The sequence below is a fragment of the Psychrobacter sp. GTC18467 genome, assembly GCF_055397455.1.
This window is the reverse complement of the sequence record NZ_AP038920.1, coordinates 463,704-490,635: the sequence shown is the minus strand read 5'-3', so window position 1 is coordinate 490,635 and position 26,932 is coordinate 463,704. Positions and strand designations below refer to the sequence as shown.

At 45.2% G+C, this 26,932-nt stretch carries 20 protein-coding genes; 19 read left to right on the top strand and 1 reads right to left on the bottom strand.

The window, feature by feature from the left end; all coding sequences use genetic code 11:
* The first annotated feature begins 25 nt into the window (after positions 1-25).
* On the top strand, positions 26-5,017 hold the full coding sequence (locus tag ACZ5XY_RS02020; RefSeq protein WP_464742500.1) for a translocation/assembly module TamB domain-containing protein: 4,992 nt from the start codon (positions 26-28) through the stop codon (positions 5,015-5,017).
* 107 nt (positions 5,018-5,124) lie between these two features.
* On the opposite strand, the gene hemP is transcribed toward ACZ5XY_RS02020, so the two are convergent.
* Entirely contained in the window at positions 5,125-5,289 is a 165-nt protein-coding gene (hemP, locus tag ACZ5XY_RS02015) for a hemin uptake protein HemP (RefSeq protein ID WP_201535951.1), read from the bottom strand.
* A 268-nt stretch (positions 5,290-5,557) separates the two neighbouring features.
* Between hemP and ACZ5XY_RS02010 the strand changes: the two genes are divergently transcribed.
* The 18 genes from ACZ5XY_RS02010 to ACZ5XY_RS01925 all read left to right on the top strand — a co-directional run bounded on the left by ACZ5XY_RS02010 (position 5,558) and on the right by ACZ5XY_RS01925 (position 26,863).
* Positions 5,558-6,625, top strand: coding sequence for an NUDIX domain-containing protein (locus ACZ5XY_RS02010; protein ID WP_464742498.1), 1,068 nt, complete (start codon positions 5,558-5,560; stop codon positions 6,623-6,625).
* 324 nt (positions 6,626-6,949) lie between these two features.
* Positions 6,950-8,479, top strand: coding sequence for a lipocalin family protein (locus ACZ5XY_RS02005; RefSeq protein WP_464742496.1), 1,530 nt, complete (start codon positions 6,950-6,952; stop codon positions 8,477-8,479).
* 150 nt (positions 8,480-8,629) lie between these two features.
* Positions 8,630-10,066 (top strand): glyceraldehyde-3-phosphate dehydrogenase, encoded by a 1,437-nt coding sequence (locus tag ACZ5XY_RS02000; RefSeq protein ID WP_464742494.1) that lies wholly within the window; start codon positions 8,630-8,632, stop codon positions 10,064-10,066.
* Positions 10,067-10,267: 201 nt separating this feature from the next.
* A complete protein-coding gene (gene cgtA / locus ACZ5XY_RS01995) occupies positions 10,268-11,473 on the top strand; it encodes an Obg family GTPase CgtA (RefSeq protein ID WP_464742492.1) in 1,206 nt (401 codons plus the stop codon).
* Between the two features lie 106 nt (positions 11,474-11,579).
* Positions 11,580-12,752: a glutamate 5-kinase gene (gene proB / locus ACZ5XY_RS01990; protein WP_464742490.1), complete on the top strand. Its 1,173-nt coding sequence runs from the start codon at positions 11,580-11,582 to the stop codon at positions 12,750-12,752.
* 116 nt (positions 12,753-12,868) lie between these two features.
* Positions 12,869-14,014: a uroporphyrinogen decarboxylase gene (hemE, locus tag ACZ5XY_RS01985; RefSeq protein WP_464742488.1), complete on the top strand. Its 1,146-nt coding sequence runs from the start codon at positions 12,869-12,871 to the stop codon at positions 14,012-14,014.
* A gap of 60 nt (positions 14,015-14,074) precedes the next feature.
* The gene (argC, locus tag ACZ5XY_RS01980; RefSeq protein ID WP_464742486.1) at positions 14,075-15,142 is read left to right on the top strand and encodes an N-acetyl-gamma-glutamyl-phosphate reductase; all 1,068 of its coding nucleotides are present in this window, start codon (positions 14,075-14,077) and stop codon (positions 15,140-15,142) included.
* Between the two features lie 244 nt (positions 15,143-15,386).
* Positions 15,387-16,313, top strand: coding sequence for a hypothetical protein (locus tag ACZ5XY_RS01975; RefSeq protein WP_464742484.1), 927 nt, complete (start codon positions 15,387-15,389; stop codon positions 16,311-16,313).
* Positions 16,314-16,450: 137 nt separating this feature from the next.
* Positions 16,451-16,942 (top strand): ATP-dependent Clp protease adaptor ClpS, encoded by a 492-nt coding sequence (locus ACZ5XY_RS01970; protein WP_464742482.1) that lies wholly within the window; start codon positions 16,451-16,453, stop codon positions 16,940-16,942.
* Positions 16,943-17,253: 311 nt separating this feature from the next.
* Positions 17,254-19,761 carry an ATP-dependent Clp protease ATP-binding subunit ClpA gene (clpA, locus tag ACZ5XY_RS01965; protein WP_464742480.1) on the top strand — a complete coding sequence of 836 codons (2,508 nt, stop codon included), beginning with the start codon at positions 17,254-17,256 and terminating at the stop codon, positions 19,759-19,761.
* A gap of 100 nt (positions 19,762-19,861) precedes the next feature.
* Entirely contained in the window at positions 19,862-20,599 is a 738-nt protein-coding gene (gene ung / locus ACZ5XY_RS01960) for a uracil-DNA glycosylase (RefSeq protein WP_464742478.1), read from the top strand.
* Positions 20,600-20,661: 62 nt separating this feature from the next.
* Complete coding sequence (gene tadA, locus ACZ5XY_RS01955) at positions 20,662-21,183, top strand: tRNA adenosine(34) deaminase TadA (RefSeq protein WP_464742476.1); 522 nt, start codon at positions 20,662-20,664, stop codon at positions 21,181-21,183.
* A gap of 129 nt (positions 21,184-21,312) precedes the next feature.
* Positions 21,313-22,047 carry a (d)CMP kinase gene (gene cmk, locus ACZ5XY_RS01950; RefSeq protein WP_464742474.1) on the top strand — a complete coding sequence of 245 codons (735 nt, stop codon included), beginning with the start codon at positions 21,313-21,315 and terminating at the stop codon, positions 22,045-22,047.
* A gap of 147 nt (positions 22,048-22,194) precedes the next feature.
* The gene (gene rpsA, locus ACZ5XY_RS01945) at positions 22,195-23,877 is read left to right on the top strand and encodes a 30S ribosomal protein S1 (protein WP_464743686.1); all 1,683 of its coding nucleotides are present in this window, start codon (positions 22,195-22,197) and stop codon (positions 23,875-23,877) included.
* Between the two features lie 348 nt (positions 23,878-24,225).
* On the top strand, positions 24,226-24,528 hold the full coding sequence (locus ACZ5XY_RS01940) for an integration host factor subunit beta (RefSeq protein ID WP_201535986.1): 303 nt from the start codon (positions 24,226-24,228) through the stop codon (positions 24,526-24,528).
* Positions 24,529-24,636: 108 nt separating this feature from the next.
* Entirely contained in the window at positions 24,637-25,353 is a 717-nt protein-coding gene (gene pyrF, locus ACZ5XY_RS01935; RefSeq protein ID WP_464742472.1) for an orotidine-5'-phosphate decarboxylase, read from the top strand.
* Positions 25,354-25,465: 112 nt separating this feature from the next.
* A complete protein-coding gene (locus ACZ5XY_RS01930; RefSeq protein ID WP_464742470.1) occupies positions 25,466-25,933 on the top strand; it encodes a hypothetical protein in 468 nt (155 codons plus the stop codon).
* Positions 25,934-26,020: 87 nt separating this feature from the next.
* Complete coding sequence (locus ACZ5XY_RS01925) at positions 26,021-26,863, top strand: histidine phosphatase family protein (RefSeq protein ID WP_464742468.1); 843 nt, start codon at positions 26,021-26,023, stop codon at positions 26,861-26,863.
* The last annotated feature ends 69 nt before the right edge of the window (positions 26,864-26,932 follow it).

Here is a 26,932-nt window from a genome sequence, read left to right as displayed (position 1 = left end):
TCATTTTTTACTGTAGTTGAGAGTCATGTTGCCCACCAATCCGCCGCCAAACCCTAATCCAAACGACGATCCGGCTCAACGTGATGCGCGGATGGTTCGGCATTGGTTTCCGTTGTCCTTTTTATTAAAGCTACTCATTTTGATTGCCATAGTTTTGGCATTGATGATTGCTATCTTTTTTTATATGGCAGGGACGGATGGCGGCACTCAGTTTATTTTAGACAAAATCGGTTCTGAGGCTGGCATCAGCTTTAAATATGGCGAGGGCAATCTTCGCGAAGGGCTTTGGATCACGGATATTGATATTAAAGCCACTGACGATTTAGAAGTCTTGATTGACAAAGCTTATGTCAAAATCGGCTGGCGGGCAGTATTTGCTAAAGAAGTTCATCTGCGCGAAGCAGACATTAATATCATTGAAATTATTAATAAAAAACCACCGACCGATGAACCTTACGATTATAAAACGCTCAAACTTCCGGTCAATTTGCGCTTTGACAACGCAAAAGTAAATCGCGTTGTCTATAAACAAGTTACCCGCGACCCAATCGTGGTTCATGACATTAAGGCTCGTGATTTGACGTGGGTTGGCAGCAAAGTTGCGGTTGGTCGCGGCGACTTGCATTATGGTGAGCTGGTTAAGGTCAGTGCCCTTGCAGGTGATATTGATTTACAAGGGGATTATCCGCTGAATTTGAGCGCCATTGCTGAGGTGAGCGCCCTTGAAAAAGTTTATATTGACCCGCTAAATATCACCGCCACCGGAAGCCTCAAGCGCGCGGTTGGTAAAATCAAAAGCCGTTATAATGAAGGCGATGTTGAAGGCGAGGTGGTCGTTCAAGCCCTTGATAAAGGTACGCCGTTCCAAGCCAAATTGCGCTGGGATGAGGTGCTCATTCCTTATTTAGAGTCGCAAAATATTCAGTTAAAAAGTGGTCTTTTGACCGCGGATGGGGTGCTTTCTGAAGTTCGCTTGCGAATTAATAGTGAGCTTTCTGCCAAAGACATTCCCTCAGGTCACTATCAAGGTCGCGCCGTACTGGTGGACAAGCAGCTAAAAGTGGATCGATTAGAGGCTCGCGTTCCTGAAGGCAATGTCTTACTTCAAGGGACTCTTGATTGGCAATACAGCTTTGATGCCAATGTGACCGCGACCAGTAATCGCTTTAATCTGCAAGATGCGATTCCAAAAGACTATGCGGATTATAAAGTCTATGCCCCGCGCTATTTAAACGGCAAATTGGCGTTTCACTATCAGCAAAAAAATACCGTTGGCAATACCCAAATCAATGCCAACTTGCGCCAAAAAGATGGCGAGCAGATCGATGCTAAGCTGATTCGCGGTAATGTTTCGGCAAAATCAAAGCAGCCTGCACCTTGGTATATCGATGCCGATTGGCAGCAGCTTGTTCGTCATAATTTGCCCAATATTGGTGAACTTGATAGCCCAAGCGGTCGCGCAAGCGTTATTGTTAGCGGTGGCAAGCTGTCTGTCGATGCTCATGCCAATATCAATAAATTAAACGCCGCGCCAAAAGGCATTTATAACGTCCGCGCGCAAAAATCTGGCGACAACATTACGATCAATCATTTGGATTATAATGGCATTGTTGGTCACTTATCTGGTAACGGCAGCATCATGCTTGCCAACAAAAAATCGCCGTTAACGTGGCAGATTGACGCGCAAACCAAAGGCTTATTGCCCAAAAAATACAATGCAGATTTACCACTTGAGCGCTTAAGTGGTCGCATTAGCGCTCGCGGTCGCCTGCTGAATATCAGTAAAGGTCGCGCTCGCGGTCAGCGCCATATTTTTTCTTTTAGCAACACTGATTTAAGCGCCGTTCTTGATGCCTCGCAAGACGATCGCGCCATTAAGATCACCGGTTTTGGCGAGGGCAATGTCGATATTATAGGCGGTGAACTAAGCACCTTTGATGCCAAATTTGACGGTCACGTTGACACCAAAGATGTTCCTAAAGGTCATTTGATTATTGCTGCCTCAGGAACGCCAAAGCTTGTGAGCGTCAAAAAATTAAATTACGCAGGCGAAGCAGGAGCGGTTCAAGCCAAAGGTGAGATCGACTTACGGCGCAACATTGGTTGGGACATCTCAGGTCATTTTGACCAATTTAACTTGGGGTGTTTTTTGCCCAACAATGCCGCGATTGTTTCTGGCGATTTGACAACGAGCGGTGAGTGGCAAGCTGCGCCGAAAAATAGTCAGGATTCAGGAAAACTGCAAAAATTTGCCGTTGATTTTGATGGCACAGTAGCTGCCGATCAACTGCCCGCCGGCAAGCTTCGCGTAAAAGCAGCAGGCGATACGCAAAACATCTCGATTGAGCGCCTATCGCACCAAGGCGCCGCAGGATCAATTGATGCCACCGGAACAGTTAATCTGCAAAACGGCATTGCTTGGAATCTTAACGCCACTATGGATCGCTTTAACTTGGGCTACTTTTTAAAAGATACCCCAAGTGTGATCACCGGAACGCTAACCAGCGATGGTCGTTGGGGTAAAGATCAGCAAATTATCAATTTAAACAATCTCAACCTAAATGGGACGGTTAAAGGCGAAAGCTTATCTGCAAAAGGCAGCTTGAGCGCCAAACTACACCTACCAGAGGATTTGGCAGCTTACTTTAACAAGCTCAAAGCCCAAGAAGCGGCAACGCAATACCAGCAAATTAATGCCTTAATTGAGCAGTTAGATGCCGATAACCTAGTCATTCGCTTAGGAAACAATTATCTAACGGCAAATGGTAACGCCAAAAATCTAAAAGCCAATATCAATATCACCAGCCTTGATCAATTATCACCAAAGCTTGGCGGTAAAGTCACCGGCGGTATAACGCTGTTGCAGCCAACTGGTCAAGCTCTGCCAACGCTTTACATCGACCTTGTTGGTGAGCGCTTGTCTTTGTTTGGGCTGATTTTACGTGAAGGTCAAATTCGCGGCAAAATTGTCAACTTAGCCACCAGTCCCAGTCAGCTCATCGTTCACGCTGAAGGTCTTGATGTGGCAAATCAAAGCTTTAACGCCATAGACTTAAGCTTTGATGGTACGGAACAAGATCACACCGTTAATCTTGATGTGAAAAACGAAAAGCTTGCTGTCATGGCGCGGCTCAAAGGCGGCTTTGATCGCCAGTCGCTGACTTGGTCAGGGGCGATCGGTAATGGGCAATTAAAATCAGAATTTGCTACGCTCGATCAGTTGCAACCGGCGCAATTGATTGTCAATTTACCGCAAAGCAAGAGTGGCAAAACCAGTGATTTGAAAGTTAAACTTGCTGCCCACTGCTGGCAAGCTGAGGACCAATCGGGCAAGCTTTGCCTTCGTGAAAACCTCATTGCTTCAAGCTCACAAGGTCAAGTTAATTTGGCGATACAAAAGCTGGATACGTCATTGTTTTCGGTGTTTTTACCTGACGACATCAGTTGGCAAGGCAAAATCAATGGTCGCGCGATTGTTGGTTGGCAAAAAGGTCGACCGCCGACCATCAACACCACCCTTTATTCTGACAATGGCAAAATCGGTCTGATCCAAGATGGCGACCCTGCCCCGATTACTTTGCCTTATCAGCGCGTGTCCTTGATTGCGGTTTCTGTTCCGGAAGGGTTAAAGCTGCGCTCTGATATCAACACCGGTCAAGGGGCGCGCGGTTATGCTGAGGTGGTCGTTGACCCTTATAAGCCGGAAAAACCGATTTCGGGCGCATTGGTGTTAAATGAGCTTAATTTGGCTGTCTTTAAACCTTTTTTCCCCGGAATGCGCGTGCTTGAGGGCAACATGACCATGGCGGGCGGTCTTGGTGGCAGCTTAACCAAGCCGCAGTTTTACGGTGATGTTAAATTAAACAACGGTCGCATTGCCATGCTTGATCTGCCGATTAATTTAACCAAAGTCAACGCCACCGCCAAAGTTCGTGGCACAGATGCGGTGATTGAGGGTAAATTTAACAGCGGTAGCGGAACAGGAACACTGACCGGCAGCGTTAACTGGCAACAAAAGCTGCAAGCTAAGATTGGCATTGAAGGCGAGCGTTTGGTGCTGACTCAGCCGCCATTGCTGCTTGCTGAAGTCAATCCAGATATTGACATTATCGTCCGCCCAAATGATCGCTACATCAATATCGAAGGCGCGGTCAGTGTGCCGTCTGCCACCATCAGACCTCCTGAAGCCAGTGAAGACATCGTCACGCAAACTGAAGATGCCGTGGTTTTGGATCGCCGTTTGATCGGTAATATTGAAGATGTGTTAAAAGTGACTCAACCGTGGTCAATCAACGCCGATATTGGTGTGGACTTAGGCGACGATGTGAACTTCCGTGGTTTTGGCGCGGTTATCCCACTGGCAGGGGCGCTCAATATCACTCAAAAAGGTCAAGGGGTAATGAATGCTAAAGGCGTCATTCAGGTATCACGGCGAACCAACGTTGATATTTTTGGACAAGGCTTAGAGCTCAACTACGGTCAAGTACGCTTTAATGGTGACGTGATGAAGCCTAACTTAAGCATTGAAGCGGTCAAAAAAATCAGTGGCAAAACCGTTGGGCTGCGCGTTAAAGGCAACACCGAAAGTCCAAATATCATCGTCTTTAACAATGCAGGGCTGACTCAGCAGCAAGCTATGAATGCGCTGGTCACTGGTCGAATTGACAATAAGAGCGCCACCCAAATCAGCGAGCAAGGCTTTAAGTCCGAAGTGACCAACAACCTAGCCGCCGCAGGGCTCAGCTTTGGCTTAAGTGGTACGCGCAGCCTTACCAATCAAATCGGTAAAGCCTTTGGCTTGCAAAGCTTGACCGTCGATGCTTCGGGCAACAGTGAAGACACCAACGTTAATGTCACAGGCTACGTGACTCCCGATTTGTATATCCGCTACGGCGTTGGCGTCTTTAATGCCCAAAACAGCTTATCGATTCGATATCAGTTGACGCGGCGCATTTATATTGAAGCCACCTCTGCTGCTGAAAATGCAATTGATGTGGTTTACAGCTGGCAGTTTTAATTGACTAAAATTGACCCAATAAAAAAACGCCTAAGCTTAGGCGTTTTTGTTTTGCTAAAGTGGGCTGAAAGATTGTCCAACCATCACTTACAGTTATTCAGTTAGGGTTATTTGGTCAAAATCAAGCGGTTGTTACGGGTTAAGCGTAGGCGGTACTCTTCGCCCTCATGTTCAATGCGTACTTCTTTAGTGAGCGCAAATAAATGTTGAGATTGCAGCGTTGGCAAACGATTTTCGCGGCAGTTTAGGTAGCGAGAAATGACGAGGCTCATGACGAATTCCTTTGGTGATTAGCAGTGATTAAAATATGCTTTGCTGATATTCATCAGTGGCTAGCGGATCATGCTGCCCTGAGTTCTAAGTTAACGATAACTATTATCATTTAGAATTTTAAAAATAGCAAGCCTTTAATAAAAAATAATCATCAAGTTATGTAAACATAAGTTAACCGTATAACAGGTTTTTTTTACGGCGATATTAAATCATGGTTGCGTTTTTATTATAAAATCCGTTTAGTTCTCAATTTACAGTTAAATTATTATGATGCTATCAAATTTCAAACCAAATCAAGTGGTCCACGTTGCCGTTGCCGTGATTCGCTATCAGGACGATTTTTTATTAGGCTATCGCAGCCGCCATCAGCACCAAGGCGAGTTGTTTGAATTTGTCGGTGGCAAAATTGAAGCAAATGAAACCGCAACTGAGGCGCTTTGCCGTGAAGTTCTTGAAGAAACCGGATTGGATATTTATCAAAATAAGCCGCTAAAACTTGGCAGGATTTGCCATGATTACGAGGATAAAAGCGTTTGCCTTCACGTTTATCAAATTAGCCTAACTGAGAGTCAGTTTGCAAAGTATGGTCAAAAAACCCAAGGTCTTGAAAATCAGCCGCTCATTTGGGCAAACAAAGCTGAGCTATTGGCGCATAAATTTCCCTTGCCTAAAGCCAATTTGACGATTTTGGCGTGGTTGACTTTGCCTCCGCACTTAGCAATTACGTTGCCATTGACGGAATTTGAGCACGCTTTTACGTGGCTTGATTATCACCAAACCGCCATACCAAAAAATGCTTGGGTTTATATTCGTCCTAAAGCCTGCCTTGTAGGGCACAATAAAAATAACGAGGCGATACTGGCAAAGCAGCTTGTCAATCAGCGCTCTGACCTTAAGGCTATCCTGCCGGTAGCTGTCGCCCAAGATTTAGCCAAGGAGTGCCAAGCGCTGCCACAGCTTATTGCAGGGCATTTATCGCAATCTGAATTGTTAGCCGAAAATTATGGTAGTCTTGAGCTGCAAAACTTTACCTATCCTTTGATTGTCAGTTGTCATGATGAAGTCAGCATAATTGCCGCCAACACTCTTGCAAAATTAAGACTGTCGCAGCAGCTGCCACCTGTCATCGCCATTTTACTGGCTCCTGTACTGCCCACAAAATCACACCCCAATGAGGCGGTACTGGGTTGGGAGGCGTGGTCAACACTTGCAACGCTTGCTGATGTTCCGGTTATCGCCTTAGGCGGATTGTCGCCAAAGCAGTTGGCTGCTGCTCAAGATTTTGGTGCCATAGCTGTGGCAGGGATTCGGCAGTTTTTAGAAAAAATTGAATAACATTCATTATCTTTTAGTAAAACCAACAAAAAAAGCGAACTCAAAATTAAGAATTACAAAGCCGTTACAGTGTATTCCAAATTCTGAATACAGCCTGATTTGCTTACAAACCGTTGCTTTTTCCTACATTGCTGCACTGTTTTATAAAATGCCGCGTCCCTATTATAGATTATGAATTAATAAAGTGACTCGTAGCAGCAATGTTTAGCATAAGGTCAGCCGTTACCTGTGAAATTAAGGTTTTTTAAAGGACGCTGTTTACTAACGCCACTTATTAATATTTAGAATCAGTAAATAATATTTAATAAATAAGTGTGGTGTAATATGACAACCAATGAGTTACCGTGGTCAGAGTGGTCTGACATCCAGGAAACTGGTTCTCAGGCTATCCCTGCTACGCCACCAAGCCCTTATCTTGCCCGCAGCGGCTACCTAACTCGTGACCGTTTTGCGTCTAACGATGCCACTTATGAACAAGAAGTTCAAGAGTTGATGGCAGCTTATCAGCGCAATCATCAAGAGCTCATCGTTGATGGCGATAACGATAGTAATAACAATGGCGAGCAGGGCAGGATAGACGACCCTGACCACCAAAAACCTGACCCAAGTAAAGCCCAAGTTGGCGCGACCATTATTAATTTTGGCTATAGAAGACCGGCGCAAAATACCAAATTTCAGCGCTCCTCGCTCTTGGCAGATAAAGACTTTGCCGATAAAACCGTGGCAAGCATTACTTCAATGGAAGACATCGAAAAAATTGATGATGTCAGCTTACAAGCTGCTGCTTTTGAGGCAGTAAAAAGCAATCAGCTGGATAAGCTCAAACAAGAAGCGTTGGCGCTACTAGAAAGTGAGGAGGATAAGCTTAATATCTTAACAGTGGCAGATATTGATAAGTTGGCGGCTGAGCCAACGTTATTAGAATCAATCACCATAAAGTCGGCAGCGCCGCAACGTCAGCCCAAGCAAGCGTTTGATTTTGATTATGAAACCGCATCAACTTATAAAAAATCGCCTGATTCCAAAGCAATGGATAAAAAACCGGCGCCAACACAAATCATTGATGACAGCTTGACGTTTGCACCCGTAACTAATAACAACCATATTAATAATAACCAAGACTTTGTGGTATTAGCCAATCAGCCGGCATATCATCAGCCGCCACAAGCAAGCATTCCTGAGCGAGTATTTATGAACAGTTTAATGAAACATACCTTTATTGCCCTTGCCATCATTATCCCACTTGCGGCGTTTACGGCTTATGCGGCAACCCCAAACGTGCCAATGACCAAAAATAGTGCCGCAACGCAACCCACGATAATTGATACTAAGCCAAGCGACATTATTTATAACCCTGCCTCAATACCGACTACTGTTGATAGTGTTGATTTAGAACGCTACGCCGGAACGTGGTTTGAAATTGGTCGGCTGCCGATGTCGTTTCAAAAAAAATGCGCCAGCGATGTGACGGCAACTTATACGCCCAATAGCAATGGCAGCATCCAAGTATTGAATGCTTGCGCCAAAAATGATGGCTCAATGATGAGTGCAAAAGGTCAAGCCAAACCGGTTGATGCTTCAGGAAGTAAGCTTAAAGTTAGCTTTTTGCCCTCGTGGATTCGTTGGTTGCCGGTTGGTCGCGCGGACTACTGGGTGCTTGCTCGCGATGAGGATTATCAAACGGCTTTGGTGGGAACGCCCAATCAAAAATACCTTTGGCTGTTGGCGCGAACCCCAAACATCAGCCAAGAAACCTATACCAAATACCGCCAGATTGCTCAGCAGCAAGGTTATGACTTGACCAGCTTTACCTTAACGCCGCAATCAGGGCAGTCGGTTCAGCTGTCGCCTTAATCGATAAGGGCTTTGATTTTAACTGGCTAATTGTGAGGAATTACGCTAAAATCTAGTCAATTTGCAAATTGCTTTGGTTGTCGCGACTCATGTGACAACCAAATTTGTGCTATCCCCTTTGTTCGCCCCTCATAACCGATTATCAAAAGGATGTTTCTTGTGAGTCAAGCTGAATCTTTGCGTCAACTGCATCAAAACCATTTGTCAAACTACAACAACCAAGAGCAAAAAGCCATTGAGTTGATGGGACTTTTAAACAAGCTTTATAATGACAACGACGTTCAAGTGACGTTATTTGGCGAAGCCATTGATGCTGCATCAGTCAATCAAGTGTTGGCATTGCATCAAAAAGCCGCCACGCGTCAAGAAAATGCAGCTGCCATTGACATTAATGACACGTTAGCTATGGTTCGCGCTATCAGTGATGCCGGCATCCAATCAGCAAGCATTGATGTGGGTCAATTGATTGCAAACAACACGGACATTACTACAGCGTTAGCAGGTCTTGAAAAAGGCGAACAAAACGGCGCAACGGATGTTGTCCTTTATGGTTTTGGTCGCATCGGTCGTATTTTAACCCGCTTGCTATTGTCGCAAGCCTCAACCACTCGTGGTTTACAATTAAAAGCCATCGTAGTTCGTCCTGCGGCTGCCGGCGACTTGGCAAAACGCGCCTCACTACTTGAGCGCGACTCCATTCATGGCAGCTTTAACGGCACTGCCAAAGTTGATGAAGACAACAACGGCATCATCATTAACGGCCGCTTTGTTCAGGTGATTTATGCCAACGACCCAAGCGAAATCGATTACACCGCTTATGGCATTGATAACGCCCTTGTGATTGATAACACTGGTAAATGGAAAGATGAAGCCGGACTTGGCAAACATTTAGCGTCAAAAGGCGTTCAAAAGGTATTGTTGACCGCTCCTGCCAGTGGCGATATTAAAAACGTCGTTTTTGGCGTTAATAATGATACCGTTGGTGAGGACAAAATTGTCAGCGCGGCAAGCTGTACCACCAACGCCATCACCCCAACGCTAAAAGTGCTTAATGATGAATTTGGCATTGACAACGGTCACGTTGAAACCATTCACGCCTTTACCAATGACCAAAACTTAATTGATAACTATCATAAAGCGGACCGCCGTGGTCGTAGTGCAGCGCTTAACATGGTTATCACCAGTACCGGCGCGGCAAAAGCTGTGGGTAAAGCACTTCCTGAATTAAGCGGTAAATTGACCGGTAATGCCATTCGCGTACCAACGCCAAACGTGAGCCTTGCCATTTTAAACCTTAATTTAAAAACTGCCCCAAAAAGCGCAGAAAGCTTAAATGAGTTTTTAAAAGGTATCGCCAACAGTCACCAGTGGCAATCACAAATCGCTTATACCGACTCTACCGAAGCGGTATCAACAGACTTTGTCGGCACCAAGCACGTGGGCATTGTTGATGCTCAAGCAACGATTGTCACTGATAACCATGCCACCGTTTATATTTGGTATGATAACGAAGTGGGTTACAGCACCCAAGTGTTACGCTTAGCTGCACAAATGGCAGGGATTAATTACGCAAAACTTCCTGCGTAACGGCTTTGTGTCGCTATCGATAGCATTTAAACTATCAAACCTTGATTATAAAGCATTGATGACTATGCTTTGAAAAAGCGTTTGCAAGTTAGCGTTGGTTATAATCACACCCGATAGTCCGTTTGGTCATCGGGTGTTGTTGCCATAATGGGCAATCGTTATTTTTTACAAACCACTAGAGTTAAAAAGTAGGAACGTAGTATGCGATTTATTGATGAGGCCGTGGTTACGGTCAAAGCAGGAGACGGCGGCAATGGCATCGTCAGTTTTCGCCGAGAAAAATACGTCCCGCGCGGTGGTCCTGATGGTGGTGATGGTGGTCGCGGCGGCAGTGTTTTTGTGATTGCCGATGACAACACCAATACTTTGGTCGATTATCGTTATACGCGCCGCTATGATGCGCGCCGCGGTGAAAACGGTCACAGTAAAAACTGCGCCGGAAAAGGCGCGGACGATATTTATTTACCCGTACCAATTGGCACCACCATCATTGACACCGAAACCGACGAAGTCATTGGTGATTTGACTGAAATTGGTCAAAAGCTGCTTGTGGCAAAAGGTGGTGATGGCGGTCTTGGCAATACTCATTTTAAAAGCTCAACCAACCAAGCGCCAAGAAAAGCCACCTCAGGGTTTGAAGGTGAGCTGAAAGTGTTAAAGCTTGAGTTAAAAGTCGTCGCTGATGTGGGGCTAATTGGACTGCCCAACGCCGGAAAGTCCACCTTTATTCGCCAAGTGTCGGCAGCAAAACCAAAGGTCGCTGATTACCCATTTACCACGCTTGTACCAAATCTAGGCGTGGTTGATATTGGTCGTCACCGCTCGTTTGTTATGGCAGATATTCCAGGGCTGATTGAAGGCGCCTCTGAGGGCGCAGGGCTTGGGATTCGCTTTTTAAAGCACGTGGCTCGAACGCGCCGACTGCTTCATTTGGTGGATATTGCGCCGATTGATGGCAGCGACCCTGTTGCTAATGCGCAAATCATTTTTAATGAGCTTGAGCGCTTCTCCCCTGAGCTTGCTGATTTGCCACAAATTTTGGTGTTAAATAAAATTGACCAAGTGGAGGAGGCTGAGTTAAATGCGCTTTGTACGCATATCGTGGCTGAGCTTGGTTGGTCTGGAATGGTTTTTCGAACCTCAACGCTGACTGGGGAGGGCGTTGATGCCATTAAATATCATTTAATGAATGAAATTGAGCGCGAACGCGAGCGCGAAGAAGAAGACCCTATTTTTGCAGAAGCGCAAAAAGAGCGTTTTGAGCGCCTTGAGGCGGAAGTTCGCCGCAATACCGAAGCTCAGCGCGAAGCTTACCGCGAGATGCGCCGAGCTCAGCGTGAAGGTCTGTCAAGCGACTTTGACGATGATGACGACAATCACGATGTTGAAGTGGTTTATGTGCCTTAAGCGTTGCGGCGTTTTGCAGTGGCTTGGGCTTAGAGTGGTTATTGTAAAATAAAACCGCCGCTACTAAAGTTTTTATTAATCCAAATGTCAGATTACAGGAGTTATTATGGCAGTTGATTCGGAGCAAATTACCGACGAAGCAAGATTTATTCAGCAATCACGCGATTTTAAAATCAGACGGGTGATTGTTAAAATAGGGTCATCATTATTAACCAATAATGGTCGCGGTCTTGATCGAACTGCCATTTATAATTGGGCAAAACAAATTGCCCGACTGCACAATCAAGGCATGGAAGTGCTGCTGGTGTCCTCAGGCGCAGTTGCCGAGGGCGTCGTTCGCATGGACTTGGAGGAGCGCCCTAAAAACTTGGCGGCGCTGCAAGCTTGTGCGTCAATCGGTCAGATGGGACTGATTGAAACGTGGTGGTCAGCGCTGATTCAATACGGCATTCAAAGCTCGCAATTGCTGCTGACTCACGATGATTTGTCCAACCGCAATCGTTATTTAAATACGGCTCGTGCGTTGACGCAGCTGTTAGAGTGGCGCGTGTTACCGGTCATTAATGAAAATGACACCATTACCATTGATGAAATTAAATTTGGCGACAATGACACGCTTGGGGCAATGGCAGCGGCAATGGTTAACGCCGATTTATATATCATTTTAACGGACCAAGAAGGCGTATTTACCGACAATCCGCGTGACAATCCTAATGCTCGCCTCATTCGTCAAGAGCGGGCGATGGCAGATTATTTATTTGATATCGCCGGCGATGGCGGCAAACTGGGTCGCGGCGGTATGACCACCAAAATTCGCGCCGGACGATTGGCGGCGATGGGCGGCTGTCCAACGGTAATCGTCAGCGGCGCTATTGATGATGTCATCACCCGCGTGGTCTCAGGAGAGGCTGTCGGAACGCTACTGACCACCAATGATCAAGATAAGATGATTGCGCGCAAACAATGGCTTGCGGCTCATTTACGAATGTCCGGAACGTTGATTGTCGATGCCGGCGCCGCAAAAGCTTTGATTGAGCATCATAAAAGCTTGCTTCCGGTCGGCGTGGTTGAGGTTCGCGGTGACTTTGACGAAGGCGATGTGGTTGAGATTGTTCACCAAGACACCAATAAGCGCTTAGCCGTCGGTCAGGTAAATTTTGCTGCCAATGACGCGCGCCGAGTTGCTCGTGAGCGCACCGAACACTTTGGCAAAATTTTTGGCAATAAAGAAGAACGGGTGGTGATGGTTCACCGTGATAACCTTGCCATAACGGTTTGATATATTTTGATGGTTTTTATTGACTGTTATTAACCGTTATTGACTGTTATTTTTCATGGGTTGTAGTTTTTAATAAATGATGGATGGCAAATGTTGCGTCCCTTTGGAGAGCTTAGATGAGCGCTACCCTTAATACCAATAATGACAATTCCCCAAAGCATAATTTTGCGCCGCTAAAAAACGACCGTTTGTTACGGGCGCTGCGCTTTGAGCCGGTGGATACCACGCCGGTTTGGATGATGCGCCAAGCGGGTCGCTATTTACCAGAATATAAAGCCACGCGCGCGGAAGCGGGTGATTTTTTAAGCCTTTGTAAAGATACCGCTCGCGCCACCGAAGTGACGCTGCAACCGCTGCGCCGTTATGATTTGGACGCGGCGATTTTATTTAGCGATATTTTAACCATTCCTGATGCGATGGGGCTTGGGCTTTATTTTGAAACGGGTGAGGGTCCTAAGTTTAAATATACCGTTCGCACGCAGTCCGATTTAGAGCAATTGCCAGTTTTGGACGTGAATGATTCGCTTGATTATGTGATGCGCGCGGTAACCAGTATCCGTAAAGAGCTTAATGGTCAAGTGCCGTTATTTGGGTTTTCAGGAAGCCCTTGGACGCTAGCGACCTATATGGTTGAGGGCGGCAGCTCAAAAGACTATCGCTATACCAAAGAGCTGCTTTATAGTAAGCCTGATTTTTTACATCAACTGCTTGATAAAGTTGCCGTTGCCGTGACCGACTATTTGGACGCACAAATTCATGCCGGCGCTCAAGTGGTGCAGATTTTTGACAGTTGGGGCGGCGCGCTTGGTCATCGCCAATTTGTTGAATTTTCTCATAACTACAACAAACGTATTGTGGCAGAATTAAAAGCGCGTCATCCGCATGTTCCGGTGGTGCTGTTCACCAAAGGTGGTGGATTGTGGCTTGACATTCAAGCGGACAGTGAAGCCGATGCGTTAGGGCTTGATTGGACGATGCCACTTGAGCGCGCCCGCCGCGTGCTGACCGAAAGACAACGGCATCTGACCAAAACCCGCAAAAAATTGCAAAAGCCAAAAGCAATTCAAGGTAACCTTGACCCTGCCACCCTTTACGGTTCGAAAGCCACCATAGAGCGTGAAGTTCGCTCAATGCTAGATGGTGCTTATGCGCTTGGTGATAAGACCGGCTATATTGCCAATTTGGGTCATGGCATTACTCAATGGGTCAATCCCGACCATGCCAAATACTTTATTGATGCGGTTCACAACTATCAAATTTAAAAAAAGCATGACCTGCCAGTTTAATGGCAGGTTAACGCCATGATTTAAAAAGGACAATTTATGATTAAAGCGGCGATTGTCGGCGGAACAGGATACACCGGAGTTGAACTTATCCGGTTGCTTTCTGCCCATCCAAACGTGAGCCTTGAGCTGCTCACTTCAAGAAGTGAAGCCGGAGTCCGTGCGGACAGTATTTTTCCAAGCCTTCGCGGTATCTCAGACATTGTTTTTAGTGACCTTGGCGACGATACCTTATCAAAATTGCAAGCTTGCGATGTGGTATTTTTTGCAACCCCGCATGGCGTGGCAATGAAGCAAGCTGAAGCATTGACTCAAGCTGGGGTGAAAGTCATTGATTTGGCAGCTGATTTTCGTTTGCAGTCGTTAAGTGATTTTGAGCACTGGTATCAGCAGCCGCACGCTTGCCCTGAACTGCTTAAATCGGCGGTTTATGGTTTGCCTGAAGTGTCGCGTGAAAAAATTGCTAACGCTTTGGTGGTTGGCAATCCTGGCTGCTACCCGACGACTGCGATTTTGGGACTAAAACCCATTATTGAGGCGCAAAATGAGCAGTCTGAGCGCTTCATCAGCAAACGCATTGTGATTGATGCCAAATCAGGGGTTTCAGGAGCAGGTCGTCAAGCCAAACTGTCATTAAATTTTGCTGAAACGGCAGATAATTTTAGTGCCTATGGCGTGGCAGGTCATCGCCATTTACCAGAAATTGAGCAAGGTATTGCTCAGTTGCTTGGCAGTCAATTTGAGCATAGCGTTCGCTTTTTGCCGCATTTGGTGCCGATGATTCGTGGTATGTTCAGCTCAATTCACCTAGAATTAACCGAAGCAGGAACAAAAGTGGATTGGCAGCAAGTTTTTGAAGCCAACTACCGAAGCGAATTGTTCATCGATGTGTTGCCAAAAGGCATGCTTCCGGATACAAGAAGCGTTCGCGCCAGCAACCGCTTACGCATTGCAATCCATCAAGACAATGAGCGAATGGAATTGACCGTTCTTGTGGTTCAAGACAACTTGGTCAAAGGAGCAGCCGGTCAAGCGGTTCAAAATATGAACGTGATGTTTGGCATAAATGAAACGCTTGGGCTAGATTTTGCGCCGATTGTACCCTAGTTGTGATGGTTAAAACGCCCTTATTAAACTATAGGTAATAAGCTATAGGTAATGGGCAAGCTGGTTAAATTTTGACTTCAAAGGTTAATTTAAAGGCAGTTAGATGTTATAATTGATAATGATAATCTTTCTTTGTTACAGAATCTTTGCGCAAGTGTTTGTCTGATTACAGGCGGCAGCTAGGTATTGATTTTGATTTCCGTTATAATGTCTCGCCTTTTTCCTGTTATGAGATGCTGTTAAGATGCGTGTTAAGACTGACCTCCACCTGCAATGCTCGCAAAGTTTGCCGCCGCGCTCGTTACCGGTGACCCCAAAGCCTAAGTCTTTATCTTCTTACGCCTCAGCTTTACCCCAGTCAATAAGGCTGCCTGCCAACCGCCAACGTGGTGCAGCAACAGGATTATTTGCTTTATTTGCCGCTGCGGTTTTGGTCAGCACCATAGTGGCATTGCTGCTCGGTCATAAAATTGGCTATCAGCGCGGTTATCATGCCATTAAGGCAGAAACGCAAAAAGTGGTCAGCACCAGTGAACAAACCGCAAAACAGTTGAAAGACTTGCAAATTACTAATAAAGTTTTAAGCAATCAAGTGGAAACGTCCAAGCAAGAGCTGGCGATTAGCCTTGCCAATTTAGATGAATTGCGCCACGACCAAAGTCAGCTTAAAGTTGAAAACAAACAAGTCATGCAGCTTAATGAGTTGTATGCTGAGCTACTTGCAGACAAAGGCGGAATGCCGCTGCAAGTGCTTGGCGCAAAAATCGAACCGCTCCCTGAAAATGCGTTTGAATATGGTTTTGATGTGGGCATGCTCAGCGATGATGGTAAAGCTAAAAATTTAAAAGTCAGCTTAACTTTGCAAGATAAAGACAATTTTATTGAAGTTCCGCTTGACCCACCAAGCTATACCATTCAAGGTATCGTTCGTATTCGCGGTCGCTTTGTGATGCCAAAAGGCTTTAAACCGCTGCAAGTTAAACTCACCCTTGAGGCGGGAAAACAAGAAGTTGAACAGCTTTATGATTGGAAGCTTGGTGATATGGTGGACAATATGCCGTTGTCGCTACTTGATTTAGGCAATCCTGACGAAAGCCCTATTGAGAGTGAAGCAAAGCAAAAAGACAGTTCAGATAAAAAGACGGCGGAAAAAGCAGATGCTAAAAAATAAGACAGATAGCTGTTTTTGTGTTTAGCTTTTGCCAAAATGACCCCATTAAAGGGTCATCTTCGTTTTCAGGCTTATATTTAATGGCATGATTAAAAAATTAAATTAAGGTAATCAAATAAAAGCTTATGACTATCACTTTGAACAAATCTTGTTGCCTGCGTTTTGCTAAAAAAAACAGTTCGGCAACGACTTTTTCTCAGAATTTACCCACCGTTGGCGACTGGCATTTACCCACCGTTGGCGACTGGCATTTACCCAGTGCGCCCATTGCGGCGCCGCAATTTCCAAATTTTCCGCGCGCTCATGAAGAAGGCGTGCCACACTCAACACCGCAAACTGACGTTGTGGTTGCTGAGCCTGAGCTTGCCAAACCGCCAATGTATGCCGTGGTTATGTATAACGACAACTACACCCCGATGGAATTTGTGGTTTATGTTTTGCAAGCAGAATTTAAGCACTCGCTTGATAGGGCGGTTGAAATTATGCTGACTGTCCATAATAACGGTAAAGGGATTGCCGGCATTTATCCAAAAGACATTGCCGAAACCAAAGCCAAAGCCGTAAATAGCCTGGCTCACCGTGAAGGGTATCCACTACTTACACAAATTGAGCCGCATCAAGGTGAATAACCAAAAGCCGTTACCTTGATTTTTTACTTATACTCCCTATATAAAAGACAATACTTCCCGCTTTTTATTGCCATTCTTGACTAAGCGCCGAGCACTGGCGGCTTTTAAATCAACAAAAGCTTTCTTCTTAAAATCTTTGATACATTTTAGCAGCGGTTAATTGATTGACTCAGACCCATTATCATGGTGTGATGATAGTTAACCCATGGGCTAAAATCTGCTTATTATTAATAAAGATATTTTATGGTTGTCATGAAGGTCATATGGTCAAAAATCATGATAGCAATAGGAACAACTTATAGGAATTCGCTATGTTAAGTCGTCATCTTGAAGTCTCCTTACGATTAGCCATGACGCTTGCACGCCAAAAGTCACATGAATATTTGACGGTTGAGCACTTGTTGCTGGCGCTTCTTGAAAACACCCACGCGGCAAATACGCTGACCGCGTGTAATGCCAATATCTCAAGCCTGCGCTCTGAGCTTGAGACTTATATTAATAAGCACACGCCGACCCTTGATGAAAATGTGGAACAATCACCACAGCCGACGCAAAGCTTTGATCGGATTTTGCAGCGTGCGATTTTCCATGTTCAGTCGATTGGCGGTGGTCGTCTCGTTGAAGGCTCAGATATTTTAGTGTCCATGTTTTCAGAGCATGATACCTATGCGGTTTATCTGCTGAAAAAACAGGGCATCAGCCGCCTTGAATTGACCCAGTACCTATCGCATGGTCAAAGTAAAACCGAAAGCCATGAGCCAGCGCGACCGATAAGTGGCGAGCGCCGAGCGGTTTCTGAAAAAGGGGGCAAAGACCCCTTGACCGAGTTTGCCACCAATCTAAATCAGCGCGCTGCTGAAGGCAAAACTGACCCCTTAATTGGTCGTAGTGCGGAAATTGAGCGAACTGCGCAAGTGCTTTGCCGCCGCCGCAAAAATAACCCTTTGCTTGTTGGGGAGCCGGGGGTCGGTAAAACCTCGATTGCTGAGGGCTTAGCTTGGTTGATTATCAATGACAAAGCACCAAAGCCACTAAGCGGCTGCGTGATTTATAGCCTTGACATTGGCGCACTGATTGCCGGAACTAAATATCGCGGCGACTTTGAAAAACGCATGAAATCGCTGCTGGATTCCCTCAAACAAAAACCCAATGCGATTTTATTTATTGATGAAATCCATATGATTATTGGTGCAGGGTCGTCCATGAGCAGCAATATGGACGTGTCAAACCTTATCAAGCCTGCGTTGGCAAACGGTGAGCTGCGCTGCGTAGGGTCAACGACCTTTACCGAGTATCGGCAGGTTTTTGAAAAAGACCATGCATTGTCGCGCCGGTTCCAAAAAATCGACATCAAAGAGCCAAGCATTGAAGACAGCATTGACATTTTGCGCGGTTTAAAATCACGCTATGAAGAGTTTCATAACGTTGAATATACCGATGAAGCGTTAGTTAGCGCGGTTGAATTGTCTGCCAAACATGTCCACGAGCGCTTTTTACCGGACAAAGCCATTGATGTCATTGATGAGGCGGGCGCTTATAAACGCCTTGGGGTAATTCCTGAAGTTCAAGATATTGAAGACGATATCAAAGCAGAAAATGAGCTGCTGGCTGATTTAGGCGAAGAAACGGCTGCTATTGACAGCGACAATCAAAATTTGAACTTTGTTGAGCCAGACTTTGACAATGAGGCAAGCGCTAAAAAAGCCACGAAAGGCAAGTCAAAATCCAAAGGTAAAACTGCCCCTGTCGTTATTGGCGTCAGCGATATTGAAGCTATTGTGGCGAAGCTTGCCAGAATTCCGCCTAAAACGGTCTCAACCGATGATAAGAGCATCCTTGAGCATTTAGAGCGCGATTTAAAACGCTTAGTCTTTGGTCAGGATGAGGCAATCAGCACCCTTGCTGACGCCATTAAGTTGTCGCGAGCAGGATTGAAAGCACCGGACAAACCAATTGGCTCATTCATGTTTGCAGGACCTACAGGGGTTGGGAAAACAGAAGTCTCGCAGCAGCTGGCAAGTCTTTTAGGTGTTGAATTGGTTCGCTTTGATATGTCAGAGTACATGGAAGCGCATACCGCCTCGCGATTGATTGGCGCGCCTCCGGGCTATGTGGGCTTTGATCAAGGCGGGCTTTTGACCGAAAAAATCAATCAGCATCCACATTGTGTGCTGCTCCTTGATGAAATTGAAAAAGCGCATCCTGATGTCTTTAACCTATTGTTGCAAGTCATGGATCATGGGACGCTTACCGATAACAACGGTCGGGTCGCAAGCTTTAAGCATGTGATTGTGATTATGACGACCAACGTAGGCGCGGAAAGCATCAGCCGATCATCAATGGGCTTTACCCATCAAGATCACAGCCGCGACAATAGTGAGGCGTTAAAACGAGTATTTACCCCCGAGTTTCGTAACCGCCTAGACGCTATTATCCACTTTAACCCATTGGATAAAACCGTGGTTATCTCGGTGGTGGATAAATTCTTGGTTGAACTGCAAGCTCAGCTTGACGACAAACAAGTCGTTCTTGAAATTGACGATGAGGTTCGCGACTATTTGGCAGAAAAAGGTTATGACCGCTTGATGGGCGCAAGACCGATGCAGCGCTTGATTCAAGATGAAATCAAAAAGCCTTTAGCAAGTATGATTTTGTTTGGCGAGTTGGTCAATGGCGGTGTGGTTCATTTAACGCTTGCGCCAAAAGATGAGGCGGATAGTGACAAAGCGCAAGGCGAGCGCGGCAATAAAGACAGCCGGATTGTTCTTACCGTTGTTGAAACGCATGAGCCGCATTCAGACTCAGAATCGCTGGCTTAAAAAATAAGTAATTATAAAGACGGTTACGCCAGTAGCCGTTTTTTTATATAATATCAATAACAAAAAAATTTATCCTAAGAAATAAAATAAGGTCAAAATTATGACGGCACTTTTTGATGACCATGAAAAATCAGCGGCTGAAAAACAAGCCATTTTAGACAAAGTTCGCTTGCCGCAAGATTGGAAAGCGGCGTTAGCAGATGAGCTGACCTCAAGCAATATGGATAACATCCGCGCGTTTTTAAGCGAAGCTTATCAAAAAGGTGAGGCGATTTATCCGCCAGCAAGCTTGATGTTTAATGCCTTTGATTTAACGCCGTTATCCAAAGTTAAGGTCGTGATTTTAGGTCAAGACCCCTATCACAAAGCCGGTCAAGCGATGGGATTGTCTTTTTCAGTGCCAAAAGCGATTCCCAAACCCCCATCACTGAACAACGTCCTAAAAGAAATGGCAGATGATATTGGCATTCCACCATCAAAGCATGGCGATTTAAGCTATTGGGCAAAGCAGGGCGTTTTGTTGTTAAACAGCTCGCTTAGCGTGCTAGAGGCGACGCCAAATAGCCACAAAGACATCGGTTGGGAGCAATTTACCGACGCGGTTATCGATGTGATTAATGAACAAACTGAAAATACGGTGTTTATTTTGTGGGGCAGTCACGCGCAAAAAAAGGGTAAATATATCAATACCGATAAGCATTTAATCTTGACTGCCGTTCATCCTTCACCGCTCGCTGCCAATCGTGGTGGGTTTTTTGGCAGCAAACCATTTTCTAAAACCAATGAGTATTTAATCCAACACGGCAAAACGCCGATAGATTGGCAGTTACCGCAGTAATGGTCAAAGATTTATCACCATTTATGCTCCCAGATAATTGTGCCGAGCAAAAATTTTGGTCAATGACAGACGTCTATTGGATGAGGCAAGCGCTAGCTTTAGCAAAGCAGGGCGCAGCCGTTGGCGAAGTTCCGGTGGGTGCGGTGATTGTTCATGACAATCAACTCATTGGCGAAGGCTTTAACGCGCCGATTCAACAATCAGATGCCACCGCCCACGCTGAAATTGTAGCGCTACGAGCCGCTTGCAATCACTTAAACAACTACCGCCTACCACCAAACTCAACCATTTTTGTGACCCTTGAGCCTTGCACCATGTGCATTGGCGCGCTGATTCATGCTCGTGCCTCGCGATTGGTTTTTGCAACTTTCGAGCCGCGCGCAGGAATGGTCGGCAGTCAGATGGATTTAAGCCGTCAAGATTTTTATAATCATCAATTGCAAGTCGATGATGGCTTACTTGCCGAAAAAAGTGCAAGTTTATTAAAACAGTTTTTTAAACAACGACGGCAAGCTGCGAAAGCGGCAAAGCAAGCGTCATTGGCTAGCGTCGCCGTTACAATTAAAGATAAAAACATCAGTTAAGTGCTAGTGATTGCGATATTTTTTATGCTATAATATTGCCCTATTTGACTACGAAAATGACAGTGCGCTCAGTTTTGTCATTTGTAAGTGCTGAATGAGCCTCAAGGTTTTTATTAACGGTTATTTGCCATGTCTTTGCCCTCGCTAAACGCCCAACCATCAAAACGCTTTCCGGTGATTTGTATTGATGGTCCAAGCGGTGCAGGAAAAGGGACAGCAGCTTGGCGATTGGCGCAAGATTTGGGCTATCAACTGCTTGATTCAGGAGCGCTTTACCGAATCGTTGGTTTAAAAGCTTTTGAAGCTGGATTGTTGAGCGGCGATGCGAATAAAGCTCTTGATGAAGCGTTACTTGAGCAATTAACGCAAAGTCTGCAAATCAGCTTTGAGCCAAATAGTAATTCAAACCGCGTGGATATCGTTGTTAATGGAGATATTGTTGGCAACCAAGTCCGTAACGAAACAGTTGGCGGTTTTGCTTCTCAAGTGGCGGTATTTCCAAAAGTTCGCGCTGCTTTGTTAAGATTGCAGCAAGATATGGCAATGCGCTCAGGACTCGTGGCAGATGGTCGCGATATGGGAACGGTAGTGTTTCCGGATGCTGAAGTGAAGATATTTTTGACCGCAAGCGCGGAAGCTCGCGCCAAAAGACGCGTGATTCAGCTTGAAAACGATAACCAAAGCGCAGATTTTGAGCAGATTTTAGCAACGATTCAAGCTCGTGATGTTCGCGATGAAACAAGAACTACCGCGCCGTCAAAACCTGCTGCTGATGCGCTAATTATTGACAGCTCAAACTTGGATGCAACCGAAGTTTATACCACCATTAAGCGCTATTGCCAATCCAAGGGTATTTGCTGCTAAAGACAGTTGCTGCTAGTAAATTGATAAGCTTATTAGCAACAGCTTTTTTATATGGCAAGATAAAATAAAAAACCAGTATCTCGTTTTATAGTGCCATAAATTTGATCCGTACTGTGCTGGACAGGCTACGGCTATACAAAGGTAGAAATAATGGAATCATTTGCTGAACTATTTGAAGCGAGCATTGAAGATCAAGGTCTTGATATTGAGCGTGGCTCAGTTATTACCGGAACGGTTGTTGCTATCGATAGCGACTGGATTACTGTGGACACCGGCCTTAAATCTGAAGGTATCGTCGCTCGTGAAGAGTTTTTAAATGACGAAGGCGAGCTTGAAGTAGCAGTTGGCGATAGCGTTGACGTGGTGGTTGAAGCGGTTGATAACGGTATGGGAAATACCTTGTTGTCTCGTGAAAAAGCCAAGCGCGTTGAAACTTGGAATGTCCTTGAAAAAATCTATGACAACGATGAGATTGTCAAAGGCATCATTTCAAGTAAAGTAAAAGGTGGCTTTACGGTTGATATCGGTTCAGTTCGTGCATTCTTGCCAGGATCATTGGTTGATGTTCGTCCGATTCGTGATACCACGCATTTAGAAGGTAAAGAGCTTGAATTCAAAGTAATCAAGCTTGACCAAAAGCGCAATAACGTTGTGGTTAGCCGCCGCGCAGTAATGGAAGCTGAAAACTCAGCTGAGCGCGAAGAGCTGTTAAACAAGCTTGAAGAAGGTATCGAAGTTGAAGGTATCGTCAAAAACCTAACCGATTACGGTGCGTTTGTTGACTTAGGCGGTATTGATGGTTTGCTTCACATCACTGATATGGCTTGGCGCCGCATCAAGCACCCATCTGAGGTGGTTGAAGTTGGTCAAGACCTAAAAGTTAAAGTATTGAAGTTTGACCGTGAGCGCAACCGCGTAAGCTTAGGTCTTAAGCAGCTTGGCACTGATCCTTGGGATAACGTTGGCGCAACCTATCCAGTAGGCAGCGTGGTTAAAGCCCGCGTAACTAACTTGACCGATTACGGCTGCTTTGCTGAAATCTCAGAGGGCATCGAAGGTTTGGTTCACGTATCAGAGATGGATCACACCAACAAAAACATCCACCCATCAAAAGTGGTTCAAGTGGGTGATGATATCGACGTGATGATTCTTGACATTGACGAAGAGCGTCGCCGTATCAGCCTTGGTATCAAACAAACCCTTGCCAATCCTTGGGATGAGTTTGACAAAAAACATGAGCGCGGTGACAAAATCGAAGGCACCATCAAGTCAATCACTGACTTTGGTATCTTCATCGGTCTTGATGGCGGTATCGACGGCTTAGTTCATTTATCAGACATCTCTTGGAACGAGTCTGGCGAAGATGCAATCCGCAACTACAACAAAGGCGACACTGTAGAAGCTATGGTATTGTCTGTAGATGCTGAAGCCAACCGTATCAGCCTTGGTATCAAGCAGTTAAGCTCAGATCCGTTCAATGAGTACCTTGTTTCTAATGACCGCGGCGCAATCGTCACGGGTAAAGTGAAAGAAGTTGACGCGAAAGGCGCAGTCATTGAATTGGCTGATGACGTTGAAGGTTATCTTCGCGCTTCAGAAATTCAACGTGACCGCGTTGAAGATGCCACCAAACACTTAAATATTGGTGATGACGTTGAAGCAAAAATCATCAGCGTTGACCGTAAGTCTCGCGGCATCAGCTTGTCAATCAAAGCTAAAGACGAAGCTGAAGAGCGTCAAGCCATCAAAGACTTGAGCAGCAACACTCAGCAGTCAGCAGATGCTCAGCCAAAAACCATTGGTGACTTAATCAAAGAGCAAATGCAATAATTGCTAAGTAGTCAGTGAAAAAATAAAAAAAGCGGCTTCGGTCGCTTTTTTTTGTGGTGGTAAATGTCCAAATCGGCATTTTTATGGCTAAAACTATTTTGAAATGATTTTTATCCTATAAATTGCACGCTATTATTTGCAACATTGGGTAACGAAATGTAAAATAGGACTAAGTGGTTGAAATCGCATTAACTTTTATAAAAACTATTTTTTAGTGAAAGCTATTTTAAAGTTGATAACAGGTTTCACCCCGAAGTATAAAGCAATAATCACCATCTAGAGTGTCAAAATCGGCTCATGACGTTTTGACAACGATAATACTCATGATTTAATAAGGTAAGCGTAACAATGCAACAAGCGATTAATAAGTCTGATTTTATTAATAATTTAAGTGCCAACTGCGACACCATGACCGAGGTGGTGGTTGATGATGCGGTTCGCGAAATTTTAAATTTGATGATTGATACTCTTGCCAATGACGGTCGCGTTGAAGTTCGCGGTTTTGGTAGTTTTTGCTTGCATCATCGCCGCGCCAGAACCGGTCGCAATCCAAAAACAGGTGAGAGCGTTCCGGTTCCAGCAAAAGCCATTCCGCATTTTAAGCCGGGCAAAGCGCTTCGGGAAGCGGTCAATGACAATGCCTTGGCATAAGTGATGAAACGCTGATTGGAGTATTTTCAATCAGCGTTTTTTTTGTATCAAATGTCTTAATCTATCGATAATGCTATTTTTCTACTCTTTACTTAAAGCGACTTTAATATGAACACGACTCCCTCGCGCCCAAACTCTGTTAGCTCACCTGTGATTGTGGCACTCGATAATATGACAAAAGAGGCGGTGATTGCGCTAGCTGATAAGCTTGACCCTAAATTGTGTCGATTGAAAATTGGCAAGGAGCTGTTTACCCGCTGCGGTCCTCAAATTGTTACTGACCTGCAAAATCGGGGCTTTGAGATATTTTTGGATTTAAAGTTTCACGATATCCCAAACACCACCGCGCAAGCGGTCAAGGCGGCGGCAGAATTGGGCGTTTGGATGGTCAATGTTCATGCCAGTTCAGGATTTGAAGCGATGTCGCGAGCAAAAAAAGCGCTTGTTGATGGGGATTATCAAACGCTATTAATTGCCGTTACCGTACTCACTTCGATGAATGAGGCGGGGCTTGCGCAAATTGGGGTGAATGATGCGCTTGATACGCAAGTGAGCCGACTTGCGATGCTCACTCGTGATGCAGGGCTTGATGGGGTAGTGTGCTCAGCTCGTGAGGCAAAAATGCTCAAGTCACTTTGCGGTCAAAACTTTAAACTTGTCACTCCTGGCATTCGCTTACCTGAAGACAGTAGCGATGACCAATCGCGGATTTGTACGCCAAAGCAAGCGCTTCATGATGGTGCGGACTTTTTGGTGATTGGGCGCTCCATTACGACCGCAAGCGACCCATTGGCGAAGCTAAATTTGATTTTGGCAGGGATTTAGTTGGGATTAAAGAGGATTATAAAAGCTGAGTGAAAGGCTCAGCTTTTTTTGATGTTAATTAATACCCGTTATTAAAGATAGATTTGCGGTATTAGCTTTATAGAAAACAAGAATGATGACAACTGAGTATAAATTATATTGTACTGAGATAGGCAGTTTAGAGCTGGTACGTAACGGCGCTTTATATTTTAAGATAACCGTTGACTATTTCCTGCGAAACTTTCATATTAAAAATTATCTTAATCAAGCCTGCTATCAAGGAAAGCTGAAAGGTTGGTTTTTCATGGAAAGGTTAATAGGTAGAATAGATGAAAATACGATTTTTATCTTTAAAAAAAACAAGTTGATTAATTCTAATAGAAATTTTGAATGCCGCCAAACTTTAGGTGATAGGCTAAAGATAAATGTGGATGGTTATCAAACTGATATTTTTGAGCTTGACGGTATGAAAGCTTTAAGATGGTCAGGTGAGTTGTCGGAGGAAGATATATTTTTAATCACCTGCATCGTTATTTATAGATACGTATTAAAATCTTCGCATAGGACATTTGAGTATTTCTCATCTAAAAGCTATGGATAAATAATATTCACACGCCACCGTAAAAATTGATTGCTACAAAACTTGTCATTGGTTCACCCTAGCCAAAAAATCTGCTAGTCTTAAACCATGACTTCAAACCATCCCCACGCTCATGGTCACGTACCAACGATAGCAAGCTTGCACCAAAGCCGTGCTGCTGCGCCCGAGCACCTTCCTGACAGCATGATACCGTCCGTGACGCTACTGCCGGCGGACAAGCCATTGATTTTATTCACCCGTCACTCCATTCGCGAGCGCTCTGAGGGTCATGGCTTTGCAAGCTCGCAGCTGCCGTTGACCCAAAAAGGTCGCGTTCTTGCGCGCTCTTGGGGGTGCTGGCTTTCAGGGAATTTGCCATACTCGATGGATGTGGATAGCCTTTCAAGCCCAATTATGCGCTGTATTGACACGGCGCAATTGATGCAAGAAGGGGCAGGGCTGAGCCGGCATATCGCGCCGCAGCCGCTACTGGTCGAACCGGGCAGTTTGGTCATTGACCCTGAAATTGCAAGTCCGCTATTTAAAGAAATCGGCGTCCTCAACTTTATCAACCGTTTTTTACAAGGCAATCTTGAAGGCACAAAAAACAGCTATCAAGGCGCGCTTGATATTTTATCGCTGTTTTATCAGCAGCAACCAAATCACGGTCATTTAATGCTGGCGGTTAGCCACGACACCCTGTTGTCGGCATTCTTAGCGGTGATGCTGGGTTCAGTAAATATCACTTGGAACGATTGGCCAAAGATGATGGAAGGGGTGTTTTTATGGTTTGACGACAAGCCCTTTTTTCAAAGTACCGTACACTTTGTTTGGCGCGGTCAAGTTTATTCTCGTCCTATCAAGGGGTTGTTGGACCGCTATTTAGCGCTTGGGCTTGAGCCTCGGCAGCTACTATTACCGCCTGAGGTCAATTGGGGTATTTTTAAATAAATTAAAAAACTGCAAAGCTGAAGCCCATAAAAAAACCTTACACGATTGGTAAGGTTTTTTTGTCAAAGC

Coding starts and splice junctions, on each gene's coding strand:
- ACZ5XY_RS02020 (WP_464742500.1), top strand. CDS start 26: ATGTTGCCCACCAATCCGCCGCCAAACCCTAATCCAAACGACGATCCG.
- hemP (WP_201535951.1), bottom strand. CDS start 5,289: ATGAGCCTCGTCATTTCTCGCTACCTAAACTGCCGCGAAAATCGTTTG.
- ACZ5XY_RS02010 (WP_464742498.1), top strand. CDS start 5,558: ATGATGCTATCAAATTTCAAACCAAATCAAGTGGTCCACGTTGCCGTT.
- ACZ5XY_RS02005 (WP_464742496.1), top strand. CDS start 6,950: ATGACAACCAATGAGTTACCGTGGTCAGAGTGGTCTGACATCCAGGAA.
- ACZ5XY_RS02000 (WP_464742494.1), top strand. CDS start 8,630: ATGTTTCTTGTGAGTCAAGCTGAATCTTTGCGTCAACTGCATCAAAAC.
- cgtA (WP_464742492.1), top strand. CDS start 10,268: ATGCGATTTATTGATGAGGCCGTGGTTACGGTCAAAGCAGGAGACGGC.
- proB (WP_464742490.1), top strand. CDS start 11,580: ATGGCAGTTGATTCGGAGCAAATTACCGACGAAGCAAGATTTATTCAG.
- hemE (WP_464742488.1), top strand. CDS start 12,869: ATGAGCGCTACCCTTAATACCAATAATGACAATTCCCCAAAGCATAAT.
- argC (WP_464742486.1), top strand. CDS start 14,075: ATGATTAAAGCGGCGATTGTCGGCGGAACAGGATACACCGGAGTTGAA.
- ACZ5XY_RS01975 (WP_464742484.1), top strand. CDS start 15,387: ATGCGTGTTAAGACTGACCTCCACCTGCAATGCTCGCAAAGTTTGCCG.
- clpA (WP_464742480.1), top strand. CDS start 17,254: ATGTTAAGTCGTCATCTTGAAGTCTCCTTACGATTAGCCATGACGCTT.
- ung (WP_464742478.1), top strand. CDS start 19,862: ATGACGGCACTTTTTGATGACCATGAAAAATCAGCGGCTGAAAAACAA.
- tadA (WP_464742476.1), top strand. CDS start 20,662: ATGACAGACGTCTATTGGATGAGGCAAGCGCTAGCTTTAGCAAAGCAG.
- cmk (WP_464742474.1), top strand. CDS start 21,313: ATGTCTTTGCCCTCGCTAAACGCCCAACCATCAAAACGCTTTCCGGTG.
- ACZ5XY_RS01940 (WP_201535986.1), top strand. CDS start 24,226: ATGCAACAAGCGATTAATAAGTCTGATTTTATTAATAATTTAAGTGCC.
- pyrF (WP_464742472.1), top strand. CDS start 24,637: ATGAACACGACTCCCTCGCGCCCAAACTCTGTTAGCTCACCTGTGATT.
- ACZ5XY_RS01930 (WP_464742470.1), top strand. CDS start 25,466: ATGATGACAACTGAGTATAAATTATATTGTACTGAGATAGGCAGTTTA.
- ACZ5XY_RS01925 (WP_464742468.1), top strand. CDS start 26,021: ATGACTTCAAACCATCCCCACGCTCATGGTCACGTACCAACGATAGCA.